The sequence below is a fragment of the Comamonas sp. FUJ_7 genome, from assembly GCF_057369555.1.
On the sequence record NZ_JBXXZI010000005.1, the window covers coordinates 199,126 to 219,197 of the forward strand.

The window sequence follows — 20,072 nt, forward strand, 5'->3', positions numbered from 1 at the left end:
CTGGGGGTGAGCATGCGTTTTTGATAGCTACTAGCGCCTTCTGGATATGGGCTAGAGGCTGATTTGGCTTGAATTTCTTGCTGGGCTAATGCTTCCCCATGGGGGAGCAAGCAGCTTTCGGGCTATGTGAGATTCAAGCCTCCATCTGACATCAGGATTTCGCCCGTCAAATAACTGGATTCGATGAGCATGGAAACCGCCTGGGCAATATCTTCGGGGCTGGCAGCACGGCGCATGGGCGCACGCTCTCGCCATAGCTGCTGCGCTTGTGTCCAGTCGGCGGTCAGTGGCGTATCAACCAGGCCGGGGGCGACGGCGTTCACGCGAATGTCCGGGGCCAGCGAGACCGCTAACAGGCGCGTGATGTGATTGAGCGCGGCTTTCGTGGCGGCATACGGTATGGACGCCCCCTTGGGACGAACCCCGGCATGCGAGCTGACGTTCACCACACAAGCTGGCGAGCCAGATGCCGCCGAGGCGCGCAGCGCAGACTCGGCATGCGCAATGATGCGAAAAGGTGCAATGACATTGACCTCATGCAATTCGTGCCAGATGTCGGGAGTCGCAGCCGCCAGATCGGCATGAGGCAACACACAGCTGATGCCGGCATTGTTCACAACCACATCCAGACGCCCCCATTGGGCCACTGCTTCTTGCACCAGCTGTAGTCGGTCGGCCTCGACAGCCAGGTCGGCCTGCACATAAGCCGCCATGCCCAGTTCTCGCGCCATGGCCATGCCCACATCTACCGAGCTGCGTGAATGCAAGACGACGGCATAACCGTCTTTGGAAAGTCGTCGTGCTATTGCGGCTCCAATGCCGGAAGTGGAACCTGTCACAAGAGCGACGCGCTGAGGTGGATGCATAGAAAAATCACACGAATTTGGAGTCACAGCACTGTGCGTCACCGGGGTGGAAGGAGTACTGTTTTGATAGCTTCTGGCGCAATCTGGGCAGGCATTCCAGGCTCTGGGTGGTGCGGCATGGCTCAGGTGCCTCAGTGCTCGTACACCGCATCCCAATTCGCAAACCCTTTGACCTCAATTGGATTGCCGCAAGGGTCAGTGAAGAACATCGTCCATTGCTCGCCCGGCTCGCCTTCAAAGCGCACCTGTGGCTCAAGAATGAAGGTGGTACCTGCTGCCTTCAGACGCTCGGCCAAGGCCAGCCAGTCGGGCTTGAGCAGGATCACGCCCAGGTGGGGCATGGGCACCATGTGGCTGCCGACCTTGCCGGTGTTGGCTACGGCAAAGGGCTGGCCCAGGTGCAGGGAGATCTGGTGGCCGAAGAAGTCGAAATCGATCCAGGTGTCGGTGCTGCGACCTTCGCGGCAGCCGAGGACGCCGCCGTAGAAACGGCGCGCCTCGTCGAGATCGGTGACGTGATAGGCGAGGTGAAACAGGCTTTGCATAGTGTTTGCAAGCCTAGCATTGCCTGGCCTGCTTGGGCACCGGTCAGCGCACGGCCTGGGCTTGTATGCGGGCCATCAATTCCTTGTCATTGGCTTTGCGGTCGGCGGTGATTTTTTGCATGGCCGGGCGCTCGCCCATGCGGGCCAGGTAGCCGCGCACAGGCAGATGGGCCAGCATGTCTGTGCCGCCCACAATCTGCGTAGCCTTGCTGATCAAAGGCAGGTGAAAGATGGCGCTGCAGTCGGCCAGGCTCAAGCTGTCACCGGCAATGAATGGCGTGTCAAAGCGCGCCAGCTTGGCAAAGCCGGCAATGTTCTTTTTGAGCTGCTCCAGCGTCTTGTCGCGCGTGGCATCGCTGATCTTGCCGCCGAAGAAGGCCTGAGGGTAAAGGTTACGCGCCACCAGTTCCAGGTGCAGGTTCAGATAGACGCAGAGTTCACGCACCTTTGCAGCGGCAAAAGGGTCGGCGGGTAGCAGTGACACGCTGCTAGGCAGCGTTTCCACGTATTCGATGATGGCATCGGATTCGCTGATGGCGCCGTGGCGGGTGCGCAGATAAGGCACTTTGCCCAGTGGCGACTCTGCGGGGTTGGTGCTGCCCAGCCAGACCAGCTCCTCGGCAAAGGGGATTTGCTTTTCCATCAATGCCAGCTTGATCTTGTTGTAGTAGTTGCTGGCTGAAAAGCCGCACAAAGTCAGCATGTCTGTCTCCTTCATATTGCGTGTTGAATGGCGCATCCTAGTGCCTGAAGACACAAGCCCTGCGTCACCGACTGGATAGTGTGGCGGCTTCTACAATCGGCCCATGCATTGGCGCACTGCTTATTCTCAGCCCTGCCCCACGGCCACTCTGGCCCGATGGGTGCTGGGCGCATGGCTGTGCGTTTTACTGGTCAGCGTGCTCACGCCTTTGGCCAGGGCCACGCCCCCCGCAGGTTGGGAGGCAGTTTGTTCAGCTGACGGCGGCACGCACTGGGTGCCAAGCCCGGCCAGCGACGAGGCGCAAGTCGCGTCGCATGGGCTCGATTGCGCGCTGTGTCTGCCTGCCATGGCGCCGCCGCCTGCCCAGCAAAGCGGTCTGGGGGCGTGCGCCACCATTTTTGAGGCCCGGCAATGGGCGGACTCTGCGCCCAGAGTCTTTGTCTCCACTTTGCCGCCTGTGCGCGCACCGCCGCAGTGAAACTTTCAAAACCATAGCTGTACGCGCTTGATGGGCAAGCGCTGCAGGTCGATTTGATATTGAATTTCAATGGAGAAAGTTTCATGAAGATGCGTCGTTTGACGGTAATGGCCGTGGGTTCCTTGCTGGGTTCTTTGGTGGTGTCTGGTGCTGCCTGGGCGCATGCCGATGCCGCCCATGTGAAGGTGGAGAACGCCTGGGCGCGCGCCAGCGTGGCGGGGCAGCAGGCATCGGGAGCATTCATGCGCTTGACAGCGCAGGAGCCGCTCAAGCTGGTGGGCGTGGAGTCGCCCACCGCCGCAGTGGCCGAGGTGCATGAGATGAAGATGGAAGGCGATGTGATGCGCATGCGCGCCATCGCTTCTCTGGATCTGCCCAAGAATGTGGCCGTAGAGCTCAAGCCCGGTGGCTATCACCTGATGCTGCAGCAGCTCAAGGCACCCTTGGTCAAAGACACGCAAGTGCCTGTGACCCTGGTGTTCAAGGACGCCAAGGGTGCAGAGTCGCGTCTGAGCCTGCAAGTGCCAGTGCGCATGAGTGCTCCGGCCGGGGCTGCTGGCGCGCACTCGTCCATGCACACCATGCCGCACGCTGGGCATGAAGGCCACGGTGGCCACAAGCATTGATGGCTTGAACAAGGAGCGCTGTGCTCCTTGATTTGCCGCCTAGGCAGCCGGTGCAGTAAGCTCGCTGGAGTGCCCATCAGAGGATGGGTACAGATTCTGGTACCCATCCTGCAGTGGAGAGCACTATGAGCGGCGACGCATCGGCATTTGGTTTCGGTAAGTTCATTCCTGGCTTTGATTTTCTGCAGGGGCTGGCGCAAAGCACCGGCGCAGCCGCCAGCCCGCTGGGGCGCGTGCCGCAGTGGGTGGCACCCACGGTGAGCGTGGAAGAGGTGGACAAGCGCATTGCCGAACTCAAGGCCGTGCAGTTCTGGCTGGAGCAGAACGGACGTGCGCTGACCGCCACGATTCAGGCGCTGGAAGTGCAGCGTATGACGCTTTCCACCCTCAAGGACATGAACGTCAGCATGAGCGAGCTGGCCAAGTCCTTTCAGTTTCCTGCTGCCTCGCAGGCCGAGGCGTCAGCGGCAGCTCATGCGGGCTGGCCCATGGGGGCGGCCAAGGCCGCTGAACCAGCGGAGCCGGTGCAGGAGCCGCCTAAGGGTCAGCAGCAAAAGCAAAAGCCCCAGACTGATGCCAAGCCCGAAGCCGAACCTGCGGCTCAGGCGGAGCCATCTGCACAGGCTCTGGGTCAGGCCATGCAGTGGTGGGGAGCGCTGACCCAGCAGTTTCAGCAGATTGCGGCCAAGGCCATGGCAGAGCCTGTGCCTGCAGAGACCATTGCAGCTGCCCAGAGGGCCACCGAAGTGGCCAGTGGGTTTGCGCAATCCGCCATGGAAAAAATGATGGCGCAGGCCGGGAGCTTTGGGGGCGGCAAAGAGGCTGCTGGGAGTGAGCCAGCGGGTGAGCCCAAGCCAGCGCGCAAAGCTTCGTCAGCCAAGGCATCAAGCAGCAAGGCGGCGACGGCTAAGAGCGTTACACCCAAGAGCGCTGCCGCCAAGAGGCCTGCGGCCAAGAAATCAGTGTCCAAGAAGGCCCCAGCCAAGACGGCTGCTGCATCGCGCAAGTCTTGACTGAGCCAGGCCGATTGGGCTGAAACGGCGCGGCACTTGTGCGCTGCGCTGGGCAAGAAGAGGAGGACTCATGTCACTGTTTCCCGTCGCTCATGCCGCTCATACGGACTGGCACGTGGCCGCCCGCCAGGTCGTGCAGCAGCTGCGCGGGCAATTGCTTTCACAGCCAGCGCAGCGGCAGCAACCATACCGGCTGGGGCTGCTCTATATCGCTCAGGGACTGGCATCCCATGCACAGGCATTGCTGGCGCTGCTGGCGCAGGAGTTGCCCCAGGTCACGGACTGGGTGGGAAGCTCGGGCCATGCAGTACTGGCGATGGAGCATGAGTACCCGGAAAGCACGGCACTGGCCGTGATGCTGCTGGACTTGCCTGCAGCCCGTTACCGTGTCTATTCCGGCGTGGCGCCGCTGGCGCAAAGCGGTGCCGAGGCCGGGTTTCAGGCGCACTCTGCACTGGTGCATTCCTGTATGACTCAGACCGATCTGCCGGACTTGCTGCTGGAGCTGTCCGAGCGCACCAGCTCCGGCAATCTGTTTGGCGCACTCGGCGATGAGCAGGGCGTGCAGTTCGCCTGTCGTGCAGAAGACCTGCGCACGGGCATGAAAGCAGGCATTTTTCGGGGCGGCTTTTCGGGGGTGGCTTTCGCAAGCGAAGTGGCCTGCATGACACGCATGGCCCAGGGCTGCGCACCTTTGGGCGCTGGGCTTGAGATCACCGAAGCCAAAGGCCCGGTCTTGATGACGCTGGAGGGCGAGCCGGCCTTGCCGCGTCTGCTGCAAATGCTGGATGTGGATGCCAGCCCCCATGCCGGTGGCGGTTGGCAGGCGGCGCTATCGCAGCTGCGCAAGACCGTGGCGGCCATTGCTCCGCTGGGCCGGGGGCAGGAGCGTGGTGCATTGACCGATGAGGCGCAGGTGCTGAACATCGTGGGGCTGGACCCGGTGCGTCAGGGGCTGGCGCTGTCATCGCCCGTCAAGGCGGAGCAAACCGTGATCTTCTGCCAGCGTCAAAGCAGCGCAGCCCGCCATGAACTGATGCAGATGGGCGCGGCACTCAAGGATGCGCTGCAGCCCGACTTTGCGGAAGCAGGCCCGTTAGCGGAGGGCGAAGCGGCGGTGCCGCAGCAAATACGCGGTGCCATCTATGTCAGCAGCAAAGGGCGTGGCAATGATCTGTTTGGCGATGCAGATGCCGAGCTGAAGCTGCTGCGCCATGCGCTGGGTCCCGTACCGCTGATTGGCGTGGTGGCCGATGCCCAGCTGATGGATGCCAAAGTGCACCAGCTGGCGGGCGTGCTGACGGTTTTTACCGAAAAAGCTTCTTGAATTTGATAGCTGCTTGCGCTTGATATCAGTGCACTTCAAGCTCCATTGAGGTTGAAACCAAGACCAATCAAGCGCAACCTGCTATCAAAAAAATCGCCAGCTAAAACCTGGCGCAATCTAAAGCAAGGAACAGCAAGCAAGCGCCGCCGCGCAGCGAAGCTGTCGTCCCCCTCCCGTAGCGCGCAGCGCGTAGAGAGAGGGGGAAGGCGCAAAGCGCCTCAGGGGGTGCTATACAGCTCCACGCCCAGATTCAACATCAAGCGATTGGCCCAGCCAAACAGCGCGGCCGAGTGCAGCATGTCCAGGATTTCCAGATCAGACAGGCCTGCATCGCGCAGCGGCTGCAGGTTCTGTTTGCCAAAGCTGCCGGGTGCACGGGTCAGCGCCAGAGAGGCCTGAATGATGGCGCGCTCGCGGGCATTGGTGCCAGCGGTATCGGGCTCGTCAAACAGCTGGGCCATGACATCGTTGCGCTTGGCCAGCTGCTCAAAGCGCTGGGCATGAACAGAGGCACAGTACACGCAGCGGTTGGAGCGCGATACGGCCGTGGCCGCCACTTCACGCTCGGCACGCGAGAGGCCACCGGGCGCATACATGATGGCGTTGAAGGCCTGAGAGCGCTCCAGCAGCACCTGGGGCTGGCGGGCCAGCACCAGGTAGAAGTCCATGGTCTTGGCCTTGGGGTGGCTGACTTCCAGCACATGCTGCTGCTCGGGCGTGGCGGTTTCGGGGTTGAGCACTTCCAGCCAGGATTCCCAGCCCAGTGTTTCGCTGGTAAAGCCGTTGCGGCGCAGTGGTTCACCGGGCGCAGGCAGATTGGCGGGATGCACAAAGGGTGCTGCATCGGCGGGTTGGGCCGCAGGCGCATCGGCCACGCCACCCATATCGTTCATGGCCTTGACGCCGACCAGCAGGCGCGCCTGATAGGCCACAAAACCAATCAGCTGGGCCAGCAGCACGGTATCGTTAAGCGACAGCCCGGCGGCTGGAATGGCCAGCAGCGCAGCCTTGTCGCTCTCGGCAGGGTTCAGTGCCAGCGTGCGCACAAAGTGCAGCATGGCATCCATGCGGGCATTGCCGGTCTGTGCGCCAGGCTGGTTGAGGATGGTGTTCAGCTCGGGCGTGATGGCGGCTGACTCCAGCGCCAGTGCGCGGGCACGGTAGACGGCCTGCAGCACGTTGACACCGCTGATGCGGGCTTGCTCGCTGGCCAGCACCAGACGCTCGGCCTGGGTCAGTGCGGTATCCAGCGTATTGCCCAGCAGCAGGTCTTCACAGGCCTGTGTGGCCAAGGCGACTTTCTCTCGCTCGTGGCGGGTGGTGAAGGTAGGGCTGCCCTGCTCAAGGCCAGCCAGGAGGTCAATCGTGTCGGTCATACAAAGTCTCTTCAATTATTTTGCAGCTGCTGGATACGCGCGGCGCTGTCGGCCTCTGTCCATTCCGTGCCGTCCAGCTCGGGCTCGGCATAGGCCTGCAGTTTGGCAAAGTGCTGCTCGATATCGTCTAGGTAGAACAGCGAGGCCAGCCCTTGCGCCAGCTTGCGCGCACCGTCGCTGATGGCCGGAATATCGCCCGACACCGTGCCGTGCGAGAGCGCAGCGGGGTAGCAGAAGCAGTGGATGTGGTCGAGGCCGGGCAGATCGCCAGCGGTCTTTTCCTGAAATTCGAACAGCGCACCCAGATCGGGCGATGCACTCAGCTCGGCGTCTTCATCGCCAGCTTCGGGCGTGAAGCGGCTGTTCCACAGCTTCACATGCGGGGCGATGTCGGCAAACTCGGGGCGCAGACTCCAGTCAATGGCGAAGCCCGTGGAGATGATGAGGAAGTCCAGCACAAACACACCGGCACTGGTCTGCACATGCAGCTTGTCACCCACTTTTTCCACAGCTTGTACGGCGCAGCCCAGGTTGAAAAAGGCGTTGTCGTGGCGCGAGACGCGCAGCGTGCTGCCATGGGGTGGCGGCACCTGCTGGGCGTTGATGTAGTGACGAATGCGCCATTTCCATTCGTCGGGCAGCAGGTACTGGCCATGGGTCAGGCCGGGCACGCCCGAGCCCTTGGACTTGTTGATTTGCGGCAGCTGTTTGCGGCGAATCAACAAGTCCACGCTGGCCGCGCCGCTCTCCAGTGCGGTGGCCGCGCTGTCCATGGCCGAGGCACCTGCACCCACCACGCCCACATGTTTGCCGGCCAGTGTGGCGTAGTCCATCTCGTCGGACGAGTGGGCCCAGAACTGCTTGTCCACACCCTGCATGAAGGCGGGAATCGTGGCACCGCCCAGACCGTCGCGGCCCGTGGCCAGCACCAGTCGGCGGGCTTGCCAGGTGGCGATCACGTTATTGGCCTTGACATCGACCTCCACCACACCGTCGGCTTGTGGGCGCACGGCGATGACTTCGTGACCGTTGCGCACATCGGCGCGGGTCATGCGGCGGTACCAGCGCAGATAGTCCATCCATTGCAGGCGGGGAATTTTGTCCACAGCAGCCCAGGCATCCTGACCGAACTGGGCGATAAACCAGGCGCGAAAGGACAGGGAGGGAATGCCCATGGCCGGGCCAGTCAGCTCCTTGGGGGAGCGCAGGGTTTCCATGCGCGCGGTGGTGGCCCAGGGGCCTTCAAAGTCCATCGGCGACTGGTCCAGCAGCACAGGCTTGATGCCGACCTGCTGCAGCGCCATGTTCAGCGCCAGGCCAGCCTGACCGGCACCGATGACGATGACGTCATGCACAGGCAAACCATTGCGGGTGGTGGACGGAACCCAGGCCTTGGCAGGCCAGCCCAGGGTGACGAAGTCGTCACGCAGGCGCTCTTCCAGCGCTGCAAGCCCCGATGCGGCGGCTGCCGTAGAAGTTGTTGTTGACATAGCTAAAACCCAAAAGCGCCTGCAGCTTGGGGCGGCAGGCGCATCCAACGAATACCAAGAACTTAACACCGAAACGAACTGCGCCCGAAACTGACTCGGCTCAAAACTGTCGTGGCCCAAGTCAGTGACGCCAAGCAAGAGCCGCCTCGCGGCGATGGCGTCGTTCCCCTTCCATAGCGCGCAGCGCGTAGAGAAAGGGGGAAGGCGCAAAGCGCCTCAGGGGGTTAATCAATACTAATCTTGGCGTCCTTGACCACCTTGGCCCACTTCAGACGGTCTTCATGCACGGTCTTCTTGAACTGTGCAGGAGTCTCCTCGCGGAGGGTGTTGCCCTGAGAGACAAAGCGCTCGCGCACTTCAGGCAGGCGCAGTGCTTCGTTCACTGCATGATTGAGCTTGTTGACGATGGCCGGGTCTGTGCCCTTGGGCGCAAAAATGCCGAACCAGATGGAGCTGTTGAAGCCCTTGGTGCCGGGCAGGCCGCTGGCGGCAATGGTGGGCACTTCCTTGACGGCTTCCACAGGTTTGGCTGTGGTCACACCCAGCAGGCGCACCTTGCCTGCCTTGTAGTGAGGCAGCACGCTTTGCACCTGATTCATGATGCAGCAAGTCTCGCCGCGCACCACGGAGCCAATGGCATCAGGGCCACCTTTGTAGGGGACATGAACCATGTCCAGCCCCAGGCGGGAGTTGAATTCGGCAAACGCCATGTGCGTGCCTGCGCCGTTGCCCGTGGAGGCAAAGTTGTATTTGCCGGGGTTGGCCTTGACCTCGTCCACGAACTCCTTGAGGGTCTTGACGTTGATGACGTTGGGATTGATGGTCAGCACATTGGCCACGTCCACCAGCGGAGCAACGGGCACAAAGTCGGCCTCAACGTCGAAGGGCAGCTTTTTGTACAGCGCTGCATTGCTGCCGTGCGTGGCGGCTGTGCCGAAGTAGAGGGTGTAGCCATCGGGTTTGGCGCGAGCAACCAGTTCGCTGCCGATATTGCCTGCAGCACCGGGCTTGTAGTCAATGATGATGGGCTGGCCCAGCAGCTTGCCCATGGGCTCTTGCACCATGCGGCCCACCATGTCCACGCCCGAGCCAGCATTGAAGCCCATGATCATGGTGATGGGCTGATGGGGATAGCCGGCAGCGCCGTGATCGGCGGCCTGAGCGGCCAGGGGAAGCAGGGCGGCTGCCGTGGCAGCGGCAGCAAGACCGGAGAAGAGGCGGGGCAGCAAACGCATGGTGAGACTTGTCCAGATGAACCTTGAATGCTGTGAATTGTGTCTGGAATTTAATGATTTGCTTCTATATGCTTATGCAGCATTAAGCCTGTGGGGTTAATGCAAAAACAGCCCATGCTTCAGGCGAAACATGGGCTGAAATCCGCTGGCAGGTGATGGTTCGGAGAACCAGCGGAGGGAGCGATCAAGAGCCGCTGCTTAGCGGCGATGCGGGTTGTGAGGGTGGCGGTCGTAGCGGTTAGGCACGCCGTCACGATCTCTGTCCCAGCGGCTGGCGCGGTAATCCCAGCGACCGTTGTGCTGGCTCCAGACGGGCTGGCGGTACACATAACCGGGACGGCTTTGCACCCAATGGCCTGCGCGCCAGACATGGCGGTGACCGCGCGGCTCCCAGTAACCGGGAGCCCAGACATAGCCTCGGCGTGGCGCAGGGACGGCCTCATAACGGGCGGGGGGCGGTGCGTTGAACTGCACGTTCACATAAACACCCTGGCTGGGAGCGCCCCAGTGATGGCTCTGGGCCTGTGCGCTGCCGGCAAAGCTCAGCAAAGCGAGTGCGCCAGCGGCTGCAGCGGTTTGGATGGTGGTGCGGATTGTCAGCATATTCGCCTCCTTCATGGTTCATGGGGCCTGGCTGGTGGGCTCAGGCATCCCTTGGGCTCCATGGTGGAGGGCCAGCATCAACCGTGGGTTGCCGCTGTGCGAAGTCTTGCAATCTTGTGTGTCTGTTGGGTGAAGTATGTATAAAAAAAGCTTCCAGCGCAGACACAGCCTGCGTGGTTAGCTCTCAAATTGAAAGCCGCCTATCGACGCAGAGATGCGAAGGCTGGAAGCTCCCATTTGCGCATGCCCAGCACCAGCGTATAGCCCTCGGTTTTTTTAGCACCCAGGCGCTGGTCTTGCAGGTGTTGCTGTGAGAAGTCCTGACCAATGCGCTGAATGCGCTCCACAAAGCTGGGCGCAAGGTTGGGCGCAATCGAGCCATGCACCAGCAGCATGGTTTCGTCCTCGTCGGCAAACTGGCCGCCAAAGTAGTCCAGCAAGGCGTTTTCGCGAAAGAACTCCATCACCGGGCCATTGGTTTGCCAGCGGAAGGTCTTGGCCAGTCGCAGTTTGTAGCGGTTGCCCGGGCGCAGCTCGATGATGCCTATGCGGTCCAGCTGGGCCAGATAGCCAATGCCCTCGGCCTCGCTGATGCGGTAGGTGGCAACGATTTGCTCCAGTGTCCACTGGCTGAGCACACAGATGGCGGTGAGCAGCAGCTTGCGGTCGGAGACCACGGCAACTTCCTGCTCGCGGCTGATTTTTTGCAGCAGCGGGCGGCTGTCGGCCACGCTGCGGGCCAGATCGGCAAAGTCCAGGTGCAGGGCGCGACAGATTTCGTCGATGCGCGACAGCGGCATATCGCCCTTGGCCAGCATGCGCTTGACGCTGGATTCGGCCATGTCGATGGCCTTGGCCAGATCGGCATAGGTCATCTGAGCGGCTTTGAGTTCCTTTTTGATGGCGGTGACAAGGTCGGCAGTCGTGCTCATGGTATCGGTCAGTAGTACTGAAAGTGCAGGGATTCGGGGCAAGTGTAGAAGATCGATTCTTTGTTGGAATTCAATTCCCATACTGCGCGGCATTCACACAAGGAGCTGCGCCATGCGCCTGCACACAACACCCGTCACTACTGTGGAGCTGACAGCTCCGCCTTACTCAGGCTCGCTGGAACAGCGCTTTGCCCTGTTTGGTGGCATGGTGCTTCTCTTTACGCTGGCATTGTTGCTGCCTGGTGTGGCGCAGCCCGAGCACTATCACGCCTTTGCCGATCAGCGCGGCTGGCTGGGCTTGCCGCATGGGGCAGACGTGCTGAGCAATCTGGGCTTTGTACTGATGGGGCTGGCCGGATTTGTCGTTTTATGGCGTGCAGACCGCCAGCGTCTCAAGGGCACGGCTCGCGCCTTGTGCGCATTGTTTTTGCTGGGGCTGCTGTGCTCTGGCGCTGGCTCTGCGTTCTATCACTGGGCACCGCACGATGAACGCCTGGTCTGGGACCGTCTGGGTATGAGCGTGGCTTTTGCCGGCTTGCTGGGGCTGGCGGTACAGACCCGCATCGACGATATCAGCGCCCGCATGACAGCCGCCCTGGTACTGCTGGCAGCCGTAGCCAGCCTGGTGGTCTGGGTGCAGACCGGCAATGTGTTGCCGTGGGCGCTATTGCAGGCCGGTGGCATGCTGCTGGTACTGTGGTTGGCCTTTGTCAGCCCGCGCCGCCATGTACTGCCGCTGGAGCTGGGCTGGGTGATTGGCCTGTATGCGGTGGCCAAGCTGCTGGAGATGTCAGACAGCGATGTGTTTGCCGTGACCGAGCACTGGGTTTCGGGCCACAGCCTCAAGCATTGGGTGGCCGCACTTGCTGCGCTTCCGGTGTTGCGCGCCTTGCATCAGCTGCGCGAGAAACAATGATTTTTATAGCTGCTAGCGCATGCTCACAAAGCGCTTGCGGCATAAAACCTACAAATAATTCGCCGTGCATAGGCACAATGCCTGCAGCGCCAAAGGGAGAGATGCATGAGTTCCACGCAGACCGGTGAGCAGGCCGCCACCGCCACAGATTCGCCAGCCCACCCCAACCAGTTTGCCTTGCTGGGCCAGCGCCGCTTTGCGCCATTTTTCTGGACGCAGTTTGCCGGAGCGGGCAATGACAATCTGTTCAAGTTCGCCTTCACGGTGATGGTGACCTACCAGCTCAGCGTCTCCTGGTTGCCGCCCGCCATGGCCGGGCTGGTCATCGGAGCGCTGTTCACGCTGCCGTATTTGCTGTTTTCTGCCACCTCGGGTCAGTTGACCGACAAGTGGGACAAGACGCGCATGTTCCGCCTCGTGAAGAACCTGGAAATCGCCATCATGCTGATTGCGGCCTGGGGCTTTGTGGAAGCCCATGTGCCCGTGCTGCTGCTGTGCATTTTTCTGATGGGTCTGCACTCCACATTGTTTGGCCCCGTCAAATTTGCTTACCTGCCGCAGGTGCTCAATGAGCGAGAGCTGACAGGCGGCAACGGCATGGTGGAAATGGGCACGTTTGTTGCCATCTTGCTGGGCCAGATGGCCGGCGGCCTGTTGATTGCGATTCCCGAGGTCGGCCACTTGCAGGTGGCCGTTGCCTGTGTGGCACTGGCGCTCATTGGCCGCCTTTGCGCGCAGTTCATTCCCCATGCGCCGGCCACAGACCCCGATCTGGTCATCAACTGGAATCCGTTCACTGAAACCTGGCGCAACCTCAAGCTGGCGCGCCAGCAGCCCGTGGTGTTTCGCTCATTGCTGGGGATCAGCTGGATGTGGTTCTTTGGCGCGGTGTTTCTCTCTCAGTTTCCCAGCTTTGCCAAGGAAGTGCTGCATGGCGATGAGCATGTGGCATCGCTGCTGCTGGTGATTTTTTCGGTGGGCATCGGCATTGGGTCGCTGCTGTGCGAAGTGTTCAGCCGCCGTCAGGTCGAGATTGGTCTGGTGCCGCTGGGTGCGATTGGCATGAGCCTATTCGCGGTGGATTTGTACTTTGCCACCCGTGCTCTGCCAGCAGCCGAGCTCATGGGCGTGAGCGCATTTGTGGCGCAAAGCCAGCATTGGCGTGTGATGCTCGATCTGGGCATGCTGGCGCTGTCGGCAGGTATCTATAGCGTGCCCATGTATGCGCTGATTCAGCTGCGCAGCCAGCCCACCCACCGCGCGCGCATCATCGCGGCCAACAATATTCTCAATGCCTTGTTCATGATCGCTTCCGCCGTGCTGGCTGGCGGTTTGCTGGCTGCTGGCTGCAGTATTCCTCAGGTGTTTCTGATCACCGGCATTGCCAATGCCATCGTGGCGCTCTATGTGTTCTTGCTGGTGCCAGAGTATCTGCTGCGCTTTGTGGCCTGGGTCATTACCCATTTCGTCTATCGCTTCAAGGTGCGCGGTTACGAGAACATCCCCAGTCAGGGGGCCGCAGTGCTGGTCTGCAACCATGTGAGTTTTGTGGATGCCATCTTGCTCATGGCTGCCAGTCCCAGGCCCATCCACTTCGTGATGGACTACCGCATCTTCCAGACGCCGGTGCTTGGCTGGTTGTTCAAGCTGGCCAAGGCCATTCCGATTGCCTCGCACAGAGAAGATCCCGCCACCTATGAAGCCGCGTTTGCGCGTGCAGCGCAGGTGCTTCGCGACGGCGACCTTCTGGCAATTTTTCCTGAGGGTGGCATCACTTTCGATGGACAGCTGCAACCCTTCAAGGGCGGCGTCATGAAAATTCTGTATCGTGCCAAGGCCGAGGGCCTGGATGTACCCCTGATCCCCATGGCGCTGACGAATCTCTGGGGCTCTTACTTCAGCCGTATCGAAGTGCGCAAGGGCAAAAATGTGGCCATGGTCAAGCCGCTGCGTCGTGGCATCTTCAACCGCGTGGGACTGGAGGTGGGCGAGCCCGTTACAGCGCAGGAGGCCACGCCTGGCGTACTGCAGCAGCATGTGCAGGGCTTGCTCAGCAAGGCAACGGGCTGAGGCGCCTTAGGGCTGAAGATGAATATCACCCATGTAGCCCAGACTGCTGCCATGGGTGCTGTCCGAGTCGGCGGAGACGGTGATGCCTATCAGCATGGGCATGGCGCTGGATTCATCGCCAAAGGCCTGAGCGTAGTCGGCCGCCAGGTTGCGCTGCTCCTTCATCCAGTGACCTAGATGCTGGCTGCCGCTTTGCAGCACGATGTAGCGCATGCGGTGGGTGAAGGCATTGTGCAAGGTGCTGCCTATGGGCAGCTTGTTGTCCCAGACATAGCAAAGCGTTTCGGCTGGGATGTCCTCGCCCGTGCTGATCTTGCCCAGGCGCAGCTTGGTGCGCTCGCCAAAGCTCAGCTGAGACTTGTCAAAGTCGAACGAAACGCACAGCTTGAGTGCCGAGTCATCGCCGGCCTTGCGGTTGATATCGGCTTTTTCCACAAGGTGGTCAACGCGCCAGCGCCATTGCAGCTGAGGGCTGGCTGAAGGGGTCTGGTGCAGGGTGTGAACCATATTGCCATAGGCATCTTGTGTGGTTACTTTCAGCACGTTCTGACCGTCCAGGTCGGTCACCGTGAACGAGGTGGGATTTTTGCCGGGAAGAGTGACGAAATGCCATGGCGCAGGCAGGGCACCCATGCCCATTTGAGAGAAGGCCAGAGCCATATCGCCCTGAGCCCAGCTGCTGCCGCTCAGGGACATGGCTGCCGTAATCGCCAGCGCAGAGCTGAAGGAAAAAGTCCGCATGATGAGCCTCGTGATTGTGAATAGTTGTGGGCCATGAATGGGTGCAGGAGGCCGTGCTGGACTGGAAGCATGAAAAAGTATCGCTTCAAGATACTGCAGGCGCTGCAATGCGGTGATTTTGACAAAACTGCATGTGAATGCTTGTGAGCCCAGCGATGATTCGTCTGTCTTCGCCACAAGGCGGTGATAGCCATCAACAACAACCAGGAGCTTTCCGTGATTTCAACCTCGACCTTGATCCGACCTCTGCGCAACAGCCTGTGTGCGCTTGGCATGGCCTGCGCATTGTTGGGCGGTGGTAGCGCTTATGCGCAAAGCGAGGCTTCGCTGGTGTTGTCGGCTCTGCCCGTCGCATCGGTGGTTGCTGCGGCATCTGGAGGCGCTTCGGAGGAAGTCGTGGCTGTACCTTTGTTCTTGTCAGCGGCCGGAGCCTCTGTGGTGGTTGAGGCCGTGGAGTCCACCGCCGAAGGGGTTAGCTATGTGCTCAAAAATGTGGCCGATGGCACATCTGCAGTGGTCAAGGTCTCTGGTCAAGCAGCGGGTGCCTTGTCTGTCGGTGTAGGAACGGTGGTGCAGACTAGTGCGATCGGAGCGGGTGTGATTCTTTCTGCAGCAGGCAAGGTGCTGGCCTTCATTCCCAATGAAATTGGCAAGACCCTGATGCACAACGAACGCCTGTAAGAACGGAGAACACCATGGAACAAGCTTCTGTTGTGCAGACCATGTTGCCTTTGCCAATCCACCGTCGTCCTTTGCCAGGCACCGCCGTTCTGATGCTGGGGGCGGCCTTGATCGCCTGGGGTGGCTCTGCGCATGCGGGCCGCAGCTGCGATAACAAGCCACTGACGGCCGAGACCATGAGCAAGGGCTTGAATCTGGCTCTGAATACGGCCAAGGCCCTGAATGCCGAGTACCAGAAAAATGGAACCCAGGTCGTGCTGCTGGCACGCGAAGGCCAGGACTTGAGCAAGTACGAACTCAAATATTCGCATTACGGCTGGGCCTACCGTACGCCAGAAGGTGCCTGGCGTGTGGCCCACAAGCTCAATGAGTGTGGCACCGCAGGCGGTCATATCTATCGCCAGGGTCTGGGGGAGTTTTTTCTGGATGATATGTGGAGCTATACGGCCGCTATCCAGGTGCCCAAGCCCGCCGTGCAAAAGGCTCTATGGAGTTTTTTGACACAGCCAACGGTGCTGCGCCTGCAAAACGAGCCTTACAGCATGGTGAGCTACGCCTGGGGGCAGAAGTATCAGCAGTCCAACCAGTGGGCTACAGAGACGCTGGCAGCGGCCATGAACCCTGCCGAAATCCAAAACCGTGCGCAGGCCCAAAGCTGGCTGCAGGCACAGGGGTACGAGCCCAGCTCGCTCATCATTCGTGCATTTTCGCGTTTGGGTGGCCGTATGACCGCCGCCAATATTGCGTTTGATGACCACCCCAATGACAAACGTTATGCAAGCCGTATCGAGACGGTGACAGTGGACTCTGTGACCCGTTGGCTGCAGCGTAGTCAACTGGCTGCAGAGGTTCGAGAAGTTCGTTGAGTTTGAATGAAATCGGACTCTGGCGCAGTGGGGGAAAGCACTTGCAGCTATGGATTGAGGAGTGACTGAGTATGAGTAAATCCCTGCGATTGCCGGAAAAGTGGTTTCGCCGTGGTCTGTGGCTGGTTGCGGCTGCCTTTGCCTTCTTTCTGATTGGGTTAGGCAGCCTGATCGTGGGGAACTTGCCCCAGCCCAATACGGCGCTGGAGGTTGAGCATTTCATCCCAGAGCCTGATGCGCAGCGTGTGCAGGCTGCAATCGACAAAGCACAGTCTCTGGCGCAGCAGGCCGGTCGGGCGCGTGACAAGGCACAGCTGCAATACGACGCCGAGCGCGCCCGCTATCAGTCAGCGCGTGACACGTTTGAGAACTGGGTCTCTACGCGTCGGGCCACCGAGAGGCCCGATCAGGATGCGGAGCTGCTGGCGCGCACCAAGGTGCTGGACGATATCAAGCAGACCGAAAACAAGGCCCGCGAAGAGCTGGAGAAGCAGGAGCAATCAAGTCTCGCTGCCTCGCAGGCGGTCTCCAGTGCCGAAGTGGAGATGGGACAGTTGCGTGATGCCGCTTACCCTGAGTGGCAATCGGCCATGCGTGCCAGCGAATTGCGAGTGTTTTTGTTCCGTCTGGCACTCACCTTGCCTTTGCTGGCAGTGGCGGGCTGGCTGTTTGCCCAAAAGCGCCAAGGCACCTGGTGGCCTTTTGTCTGGGGCTTTATCTTCTTTGCGCTGTTTGCCTTCTTTGTGGAGCTGGTGCCCTATCTGCCCGACTATGGCGGCTATGTGCGCTACATCGTGGGCATTGTGGTCACGGTGCTGCTGGGGCGCTACGCCATCATTGCGCTCAATCGCTATCTCGAAAAGCAAAAGCTGCGCGAGGCCATGCCCGAAGTGCAGCGTCGCGAGGAGCTCGGCTATGACGTGGCGCTGGAGCGTTTATCCAAAAGCGTGTGCCCGGGTTGCGAGCGCCCAGTGGATTTGAAAAATACCGAGATCGACTTCTGTCCCCACTGCGGCATCGGCTTGTTCGACCACTGTGGCAACTGCCACACTCGCAAGAGCGCATTCTCTCGCTTTTGCCACAGCTGCGGGGCTTCTAAAAAGGAGGTGAAGCCTCGACAGGAGTCGTCCACCCATGAGGATGCTGGAGGCTACGCAAGCGTCAACCGCGGTGTAAGAAGTGGCCCTGGCGTTGGAGGTGAGCCGGAAGGCCAACGGTAGAAAAAAGCCAGAGGCTTGCTCTGGCTTTTGAGGGGGCTGCTGCAGCAGGCTTGGATCAGACGCCGCGGGCACGGTCTGCCTTGAATTGAGTACGGAACTGCTCGAACGTACCGGCATCCAGTGCATCACGCACTTCCTGCATCAGGTTCAGGTAGTAATGCAGGTTGTGGATGGTGGTCAGCATGGGGCCAAGCATTTCGCCGCAACGGTCCAGATGGTGTAGGTAGGCGCGGCTGAAACCGTCGCGACCGCCCTGATCCCAGCTGATGCCGCTCTTGCCTGCACAGGCGTGGCATGTGCAGGTGGTGTCAATTGGTTGGTGATCGGTCTTATGGCGCGCGTTGCGCAGCTTCAGGTCGCCATAGCGCGTAAAGATCGTGCCATTGCGTGCATTGCGGGTAGGCATCACGCAGTCGAACATGTCCACGCCATCGGCCACGCCCTGCACCAGGTCTTCTGGCGTGCCCACGCCCATCAGGTAGCGGGGCTTGTTGGCAGGCAGCAGATGTGGCGTGTAGGCCATGATTTCCAGCATCTCGTCCTTGGGCTCGCCCACGGAAACGCCACCCACGGCATAGCCGGGAAAGTCCATCTCTACCAGTGCCTGCAGCGACTCCTCGCGCAGATTGGTGAACATGCCGCCTTGCACGATGCCGAACAGAGCGTTGGGATTTTCTAGGCGCTCGAACTCGTCCTTGGAGCGCTTGGCCCAGCGGCGGCTCATCTCCATGGATTTGCGTGCTTCGGCTTCGGTCGTCTTCTTGCCGTTGGTCTCGTAGGGTGTGCATTCGTCCAGCTGCATCACGATGTCCGAATTCAGCACCGTCTGGATCTGCATGCTGACTTCGGGGGACATGAAGAGCTTGTCCCCATTGACGGGACTCTGAAAGTGCACGCCTTCCTCGGTGATCTTGCGCATGGAACCCAGCGACCAGACCTGGAAGCCGCCAGAGTCGGTGAGTATGGGCTTGTCCCATTTCTCAAAGCCATGCAGGCCGCCAAAGGACTTCATGATGTCCAGACCAGGGCGCATCCACAGGTGGAAGGTATTGCCCAGAATGATTTGCGCGCCCATTTCCTCCAGGCTGCGCGGCATCACACCCTTGACGGTGCCATAGGTGCCCACGGGCATGAAGATGGGAGTCTGAACCTTGCCGTGGTTCAGGGTCAACGTGCCACGGCGAGCGTGGCTGGTTGGGTCGGTTTTGAGAAGGTCAAACTGCAGCATAGGGCGCTATTTTCCCAGATGCCTGCAAGCACTGCTGCAATAGTCACTGCTTGCCCCAGATTAGTCCCCCGTCTTTTCTATGCAGGCCTACACTGGTGTGCAGGACAACAGGAGGTAGCCATGTTCAAGATCATGATTGCAGTGGATGGTTCAGAAGTTTCCCTGGAGGCTGTGCGTTATGGCATCCGGCTTTTGCAGAGCGGGCTGAATGCTCACTTTGTGATAGCTCATGTGCAGAAAGAAGCGTCTTTGCTGGAGTTGGCGACAACAGACTCGGACCTGATTGCCAATGCCAGTATCGATGCCGGAATGGACTTGGTTGCTCCTGCCCAGGATTTGCTAAAGGCTGCAGGAGCTTCTTACGAGGTGGAAATCAGCCTGGGAGAAGAGGCCAATACCTTGATCGATATAGCCGATAGCAACGAATGCGATCAGATCATCATCGGTGCCACTGGTAAAGGCGGTCTGGACAGTATTTTGATTGGTTCGGTCTCGCGAGCTGTAGCGCGCCATAGCCGCTTACCTGTGACTATTGTGAAAATGCCCGAGGTGCTGGAGATGCCCGACGCCGTTGAGGAGACGGACTCCTAATTGGATAGCTGCCTTCCTAATACTGGAAAGGCTTTTTATCCATTTGGCATGAATTCAGGCAGCGCGACGCTGCTGGCTGGATTCATGTCTTTGCCACGTACTGCGATGGCTGGATCGATGAGCGCCAAACTTGCCATGCGGGATGTGCGTCAGCCGCATCAGTAGCCAGCGGCAATAGCCTTGCACGCACAGGCATTTATTGATTTCTTCTTCGGGGAGCGGGCCGGAGACGACAACCAGACGGTCTGCCCCCTCCCAGTCGCCAGCAATGCGCAGGCGGCGTTGCGCTCCCACGGCCCAGGAGTTGATGCGTGTGGGGTGACCATGCTGATGTATGCAACCCGTAATACGGTCAAAGGCAATGGCAACCAGCTCAAGTTTGAGGCGGTAAGGACGCTCACCCGTGACGGCACTGGGCGCATCACGCATGTCGTAGAGATAGTAGTGCCCGGATCTGAGCCGATATCGCAGATGCATTAAATCCATGGGCCATACCCTCAAGCCTGTGATGCGCAGGATTGCGTGCAGGGCATTCTCCATGAAAACGTGAGAAATCGATACCTTG

General features: G+C 60.2%; 21 protein-coding genes. 10 read left to right on the top strand and 11 right to left on the bottom strand.

The features are described from left to right. Positions 1-122: 122 nt before the first annotated feature. The 3 genes from AC2I9W_RS09605 to AC2I9W_RS09615 form a co-directional block, all read right to left on the bottom strand. Positions 123-866 carry an SDR family NAD(P)-dependent oxidoreductase gene (locus AC2I9W_RS09605; protein ID WP_486409744.1) on the bottom strand — a complete coding sequence of 248 codons (744 nt, stop codon included), beginning with the start codon at positions 864-866 and terminating at the stop codon, positions 123-125. Positions 867-997: 131 nt separating this feature from the next. Next, on the bottom strand, positions 998-1,411 hold the full coding sequence (locus tag AC2I9W_RS09610; RefSeq protein ID WP_486409745.1) for a VOC family protein: 414 nt from the start codon (positions 1,409-1,411) through the stop codon (positions 998-1,000). A 43-nt stretch (positions 1,412-1,454) separates the two neighbouring features. Continuing rightward, positions 1,455-2,114 (bottom strand): glutathione S-transferase, encoded by a 660-nt coding sequence (locus AC2I9W_RS09615; RefSeq protein ID WP_486409746.1) that lies wholly within the window; start codon positions 2,112-2,114, stop codon positions 1,455-1,457. 103 nt (positions 2,115-2,217) lie between these two features. Here AC2I9W_RS09615 and AC2I9W_RS09620 point away from each other — a divergent pair, with 103 nt between their 5' ends. From AC2I9W_RS09620 to AC2I9W_RS09635, 4 genes are all read left to right on the top strand, one after another. After that, positions 2,218-2,592, top strand: a complete 375-nt coding sequence (locus AC2I9W_RS09620; RefSeq protein WP_486409747.1) for a hypothetical protein — start codon at positions 2,218-2,220, stop codon at positions 2,590-2,592. An 83-nt stretch (positions 2,593-2,675) separates the two neighbouring features. Beyond that, entirely contained in the window at positions 2,676-3,218 is a 543-nt protein-coding gene (locus tag AC2I9W_RS09625; protein ID WP_486409748.1) for a copper chaperone PCu(A)C, read from the top strand. 125 nt (positions 3,219-3,343) lie between these two features. Continuing rightward, positions 3,344-4,231: a PhaM family polyhydroxyalkanoate granule multifunctional regulatory protein gene (locus tag AC2I9W_RS09630; protein ID WP_486409749.1), complete on the top strand. Its 888-nt coding sequence runs from the start codon at positions 3,344-3,346 to the stop codon at positions 4,229-4,231. Positions 4,232-4,301: 70 nt separating this feature from the next. Further along, positions 4,302-5,558, top strand: coding sequence for an FIST signal transduction protein (locus AC2I9W_RS09635; protein WP_486409750.1), 1,257 nt, complete (start codon positions 4,302-4,304; stop codon positions 5,556-5,558). A 218-nt stretch (positions 5,559-5,776) separates the two neighbouring features. Here AC2I9W_RS09635 and AC2I9W_RS09640 read toward each other — a convergent pair whose 3' ends face one another. The 5 genes from AC2I9W_RS09640 to AC2I9W_RS09660 form a co-directional block, all read right to left on the bottom strand. Continuing rightward, positions 5,777-6,934: a CMD domain-containing protein gene (locus AC2I9W_RS09640; protein WP_486409751.1), complete on the bottom strand. Its 1,158-nt coding sequence runs from the start codon at positions 6,932-6,934 to the stop codon at positions 5,777-5,779. Between the two features lie 11 nt (positions 6,935-6,945). Further along, positions 6,946-8,424 carry an NAD(P)-binding domain-containing protein gene (locus tag AC2I9W_RS09645; RefSeq protein ID WP_486409752.1) on the bottom strand — a complete coding sequence of 493 codons (1,479 nt, stop codon included), beginning with the start codon at positions 8,422-8,424 and terminating at the stop codon, positions 6,946-6,948. Positions 8,425-8,648: 224 nt separating this feature from the next. Beyond that, positions 8,649-9,659 (bottom strand): Bug family tripartite tricarboxylate transporter substrate binding protein, encoded by a 1,011-nt coding sequence (locus tag AC2I9W_RS09650; protein ID WP_486409753.1) that lies wholly within the window; start codon positions 9,657-9,659, stop codon positions 8,649-8,651. Between the two features lie 198 nt (positions 9,660-9,857). Continuing rightward, complete coding sequence (locus AC2I9W_RS09655) at positions 9,858-10,262, bottom strand: YXWGXW repeat-containing protein (RefSeq protein ID WP_486409754.1); 405 nt, start codon at positions 10,260-10,262, stop codon at positions 9,858-9,860. Between the two features lie 200 nt (positions 10,263-10,462). Then, positions 10,463-11,194 (bottom strand): helix-turn-helix domain-containing protein, encoded by a 732-nt coding sequence (locus AC2I9W_RS09660; RefSeq protein ID WP_486409755.1) that lies wholly within the window; start codon positions 11,192-11,194, stop codon positions 10,463-10,465. 112 nt (positions 11,195-11,306) lie between these two features. Here AC2I9W_RS09660 and AC2I9W_RS09665 point away from each other — a divergent pair, with 112 nt between their 5' ends. Continuing rightward, on the top strand, positions 11,307-12,110 hold the full coding sequence (locus AC2I9W_RS09665) for a hypothetical protein (RefSeq protein ID WP_486409756.1): 804 nt from the start codon (positions 11,307-11,309) through the stop codon (positions 12,108-12,110). A gap of 105 nt (positions 12,111-12,215) precedes the next feature. After that, positions 12,216-14,180, top strand: a complete 1,965-nt coding sequence (locus AC2I9W_RS09670; protein WP_486409757.1) for an MFS transporter — start codon at positions 12,216-12,218, stop codon at positions 14,178-14,180. Between the two features lie 6 nt (positions 14,181-14,186). Here AC2I9W_RS09670 and AC2I9W_RS09675 read toward each other — a convergent pair whose 3' ends face one another. Next, on the bottom strand, positions 14,187-14,921 hold the full coding sequence (locus AC2I9W_RS09675) for a DUF3047 domain-containing protein (protein WP_486409758.1): 735 nt from the start codon (positions 14,919-14,921) through the stop codon (positions 14,187-14,189). 216 nt (positions 14,922-15,137) lie between these two features. Here AC2I9W_RS09675 and AC2I9W_RS09680 point away from each other — a divergent pair, with 216 nt between their 5' ends. From AC2I9W_RS09680 to AC2I9W_RS09690, 3 genes are all read left to right on the top strand, one after another. Further along, on the top strand, positions 15,138-15,602 hold the full coding sequence (locus AC2I9W_RS09680; protein ID WP_486409759.1) for a hypothetical protein: 465 nt from the start codon (positions 15,138-15,140) through the stop codon (positions 15,600-15,602). 14 nt (positions 15,603-15,616) lie between these two features. Next, positions 15,617-16,468, top strand: a complete 852-nt coding sequence (locus tag AC2I9W_RS09685; RefSeq protein WP_486409760.1) for a DUF2145 domain-containing protein — start codon at positions 15,617-15,619, stop codon at positions 16,466-16,468. 71 nt (positions 16,469-16,539) lie between these two features. After that, positions 16,540-17,688: a serine endopeptidase gene (locus tag AC2I9W_RS09690; protein ID WP_486409761.1), complete on the top strand. Its 1,149-nt coding sequence runs from the start codon at positions 16,540-16,542 to the stop codon at positions 17,686-17,688. Positions 17,689-17,743: 55 nt separating this feature from the next. Here AC2I9W_RS09690 and tgt read toward each other — a convergent pair whose 3' ends face one another. Then, positions 17,744-18,916: a tRNA guanosine(34) transglycosylase Tgt gene (gene tgt, locus AC2I9W_RS09695; protein WP_486409762.1), complete on the bottom strand. Its 1,173-nt coding sequence runs from the start codon at positions 18,914-18,916 to the stop codon at positions 17,744-17,746. Positions 18,917-19,036: 120 nt separating this feature from the next. Between tgt and AC2I9W_RS09700 the strand changes: the two genes are divergently transcribed. After that, a complete protein-coding gene (locus AC2I9W_RS09700) occupies positions 19,037-19,507 on the top strand; it encodes a universal stress protein (RefSeq protein WP_486409763.1) in 471 nt (156 codons plus the stop codon). Between the two features lie 54 nt (positions 19,508-19,561). Here AC2I9W_RS09700 and AC2I9W_RS09705 read toward each other — a convergent pair whose 3' ends face one another. After that, on the bottom strand, positions 19,562-19,984 hold the full coding sequence (locus AC2I9W_RS09705) for a hypothetical protein (RefSeq protein ID WP_486409851.1): 423 nt from the start codon (positions 19,982-19,984) through the stop codon (positions 19,562-19,564). Positions 19,985-20,072 lie beyond the last annotated feature (88 nt).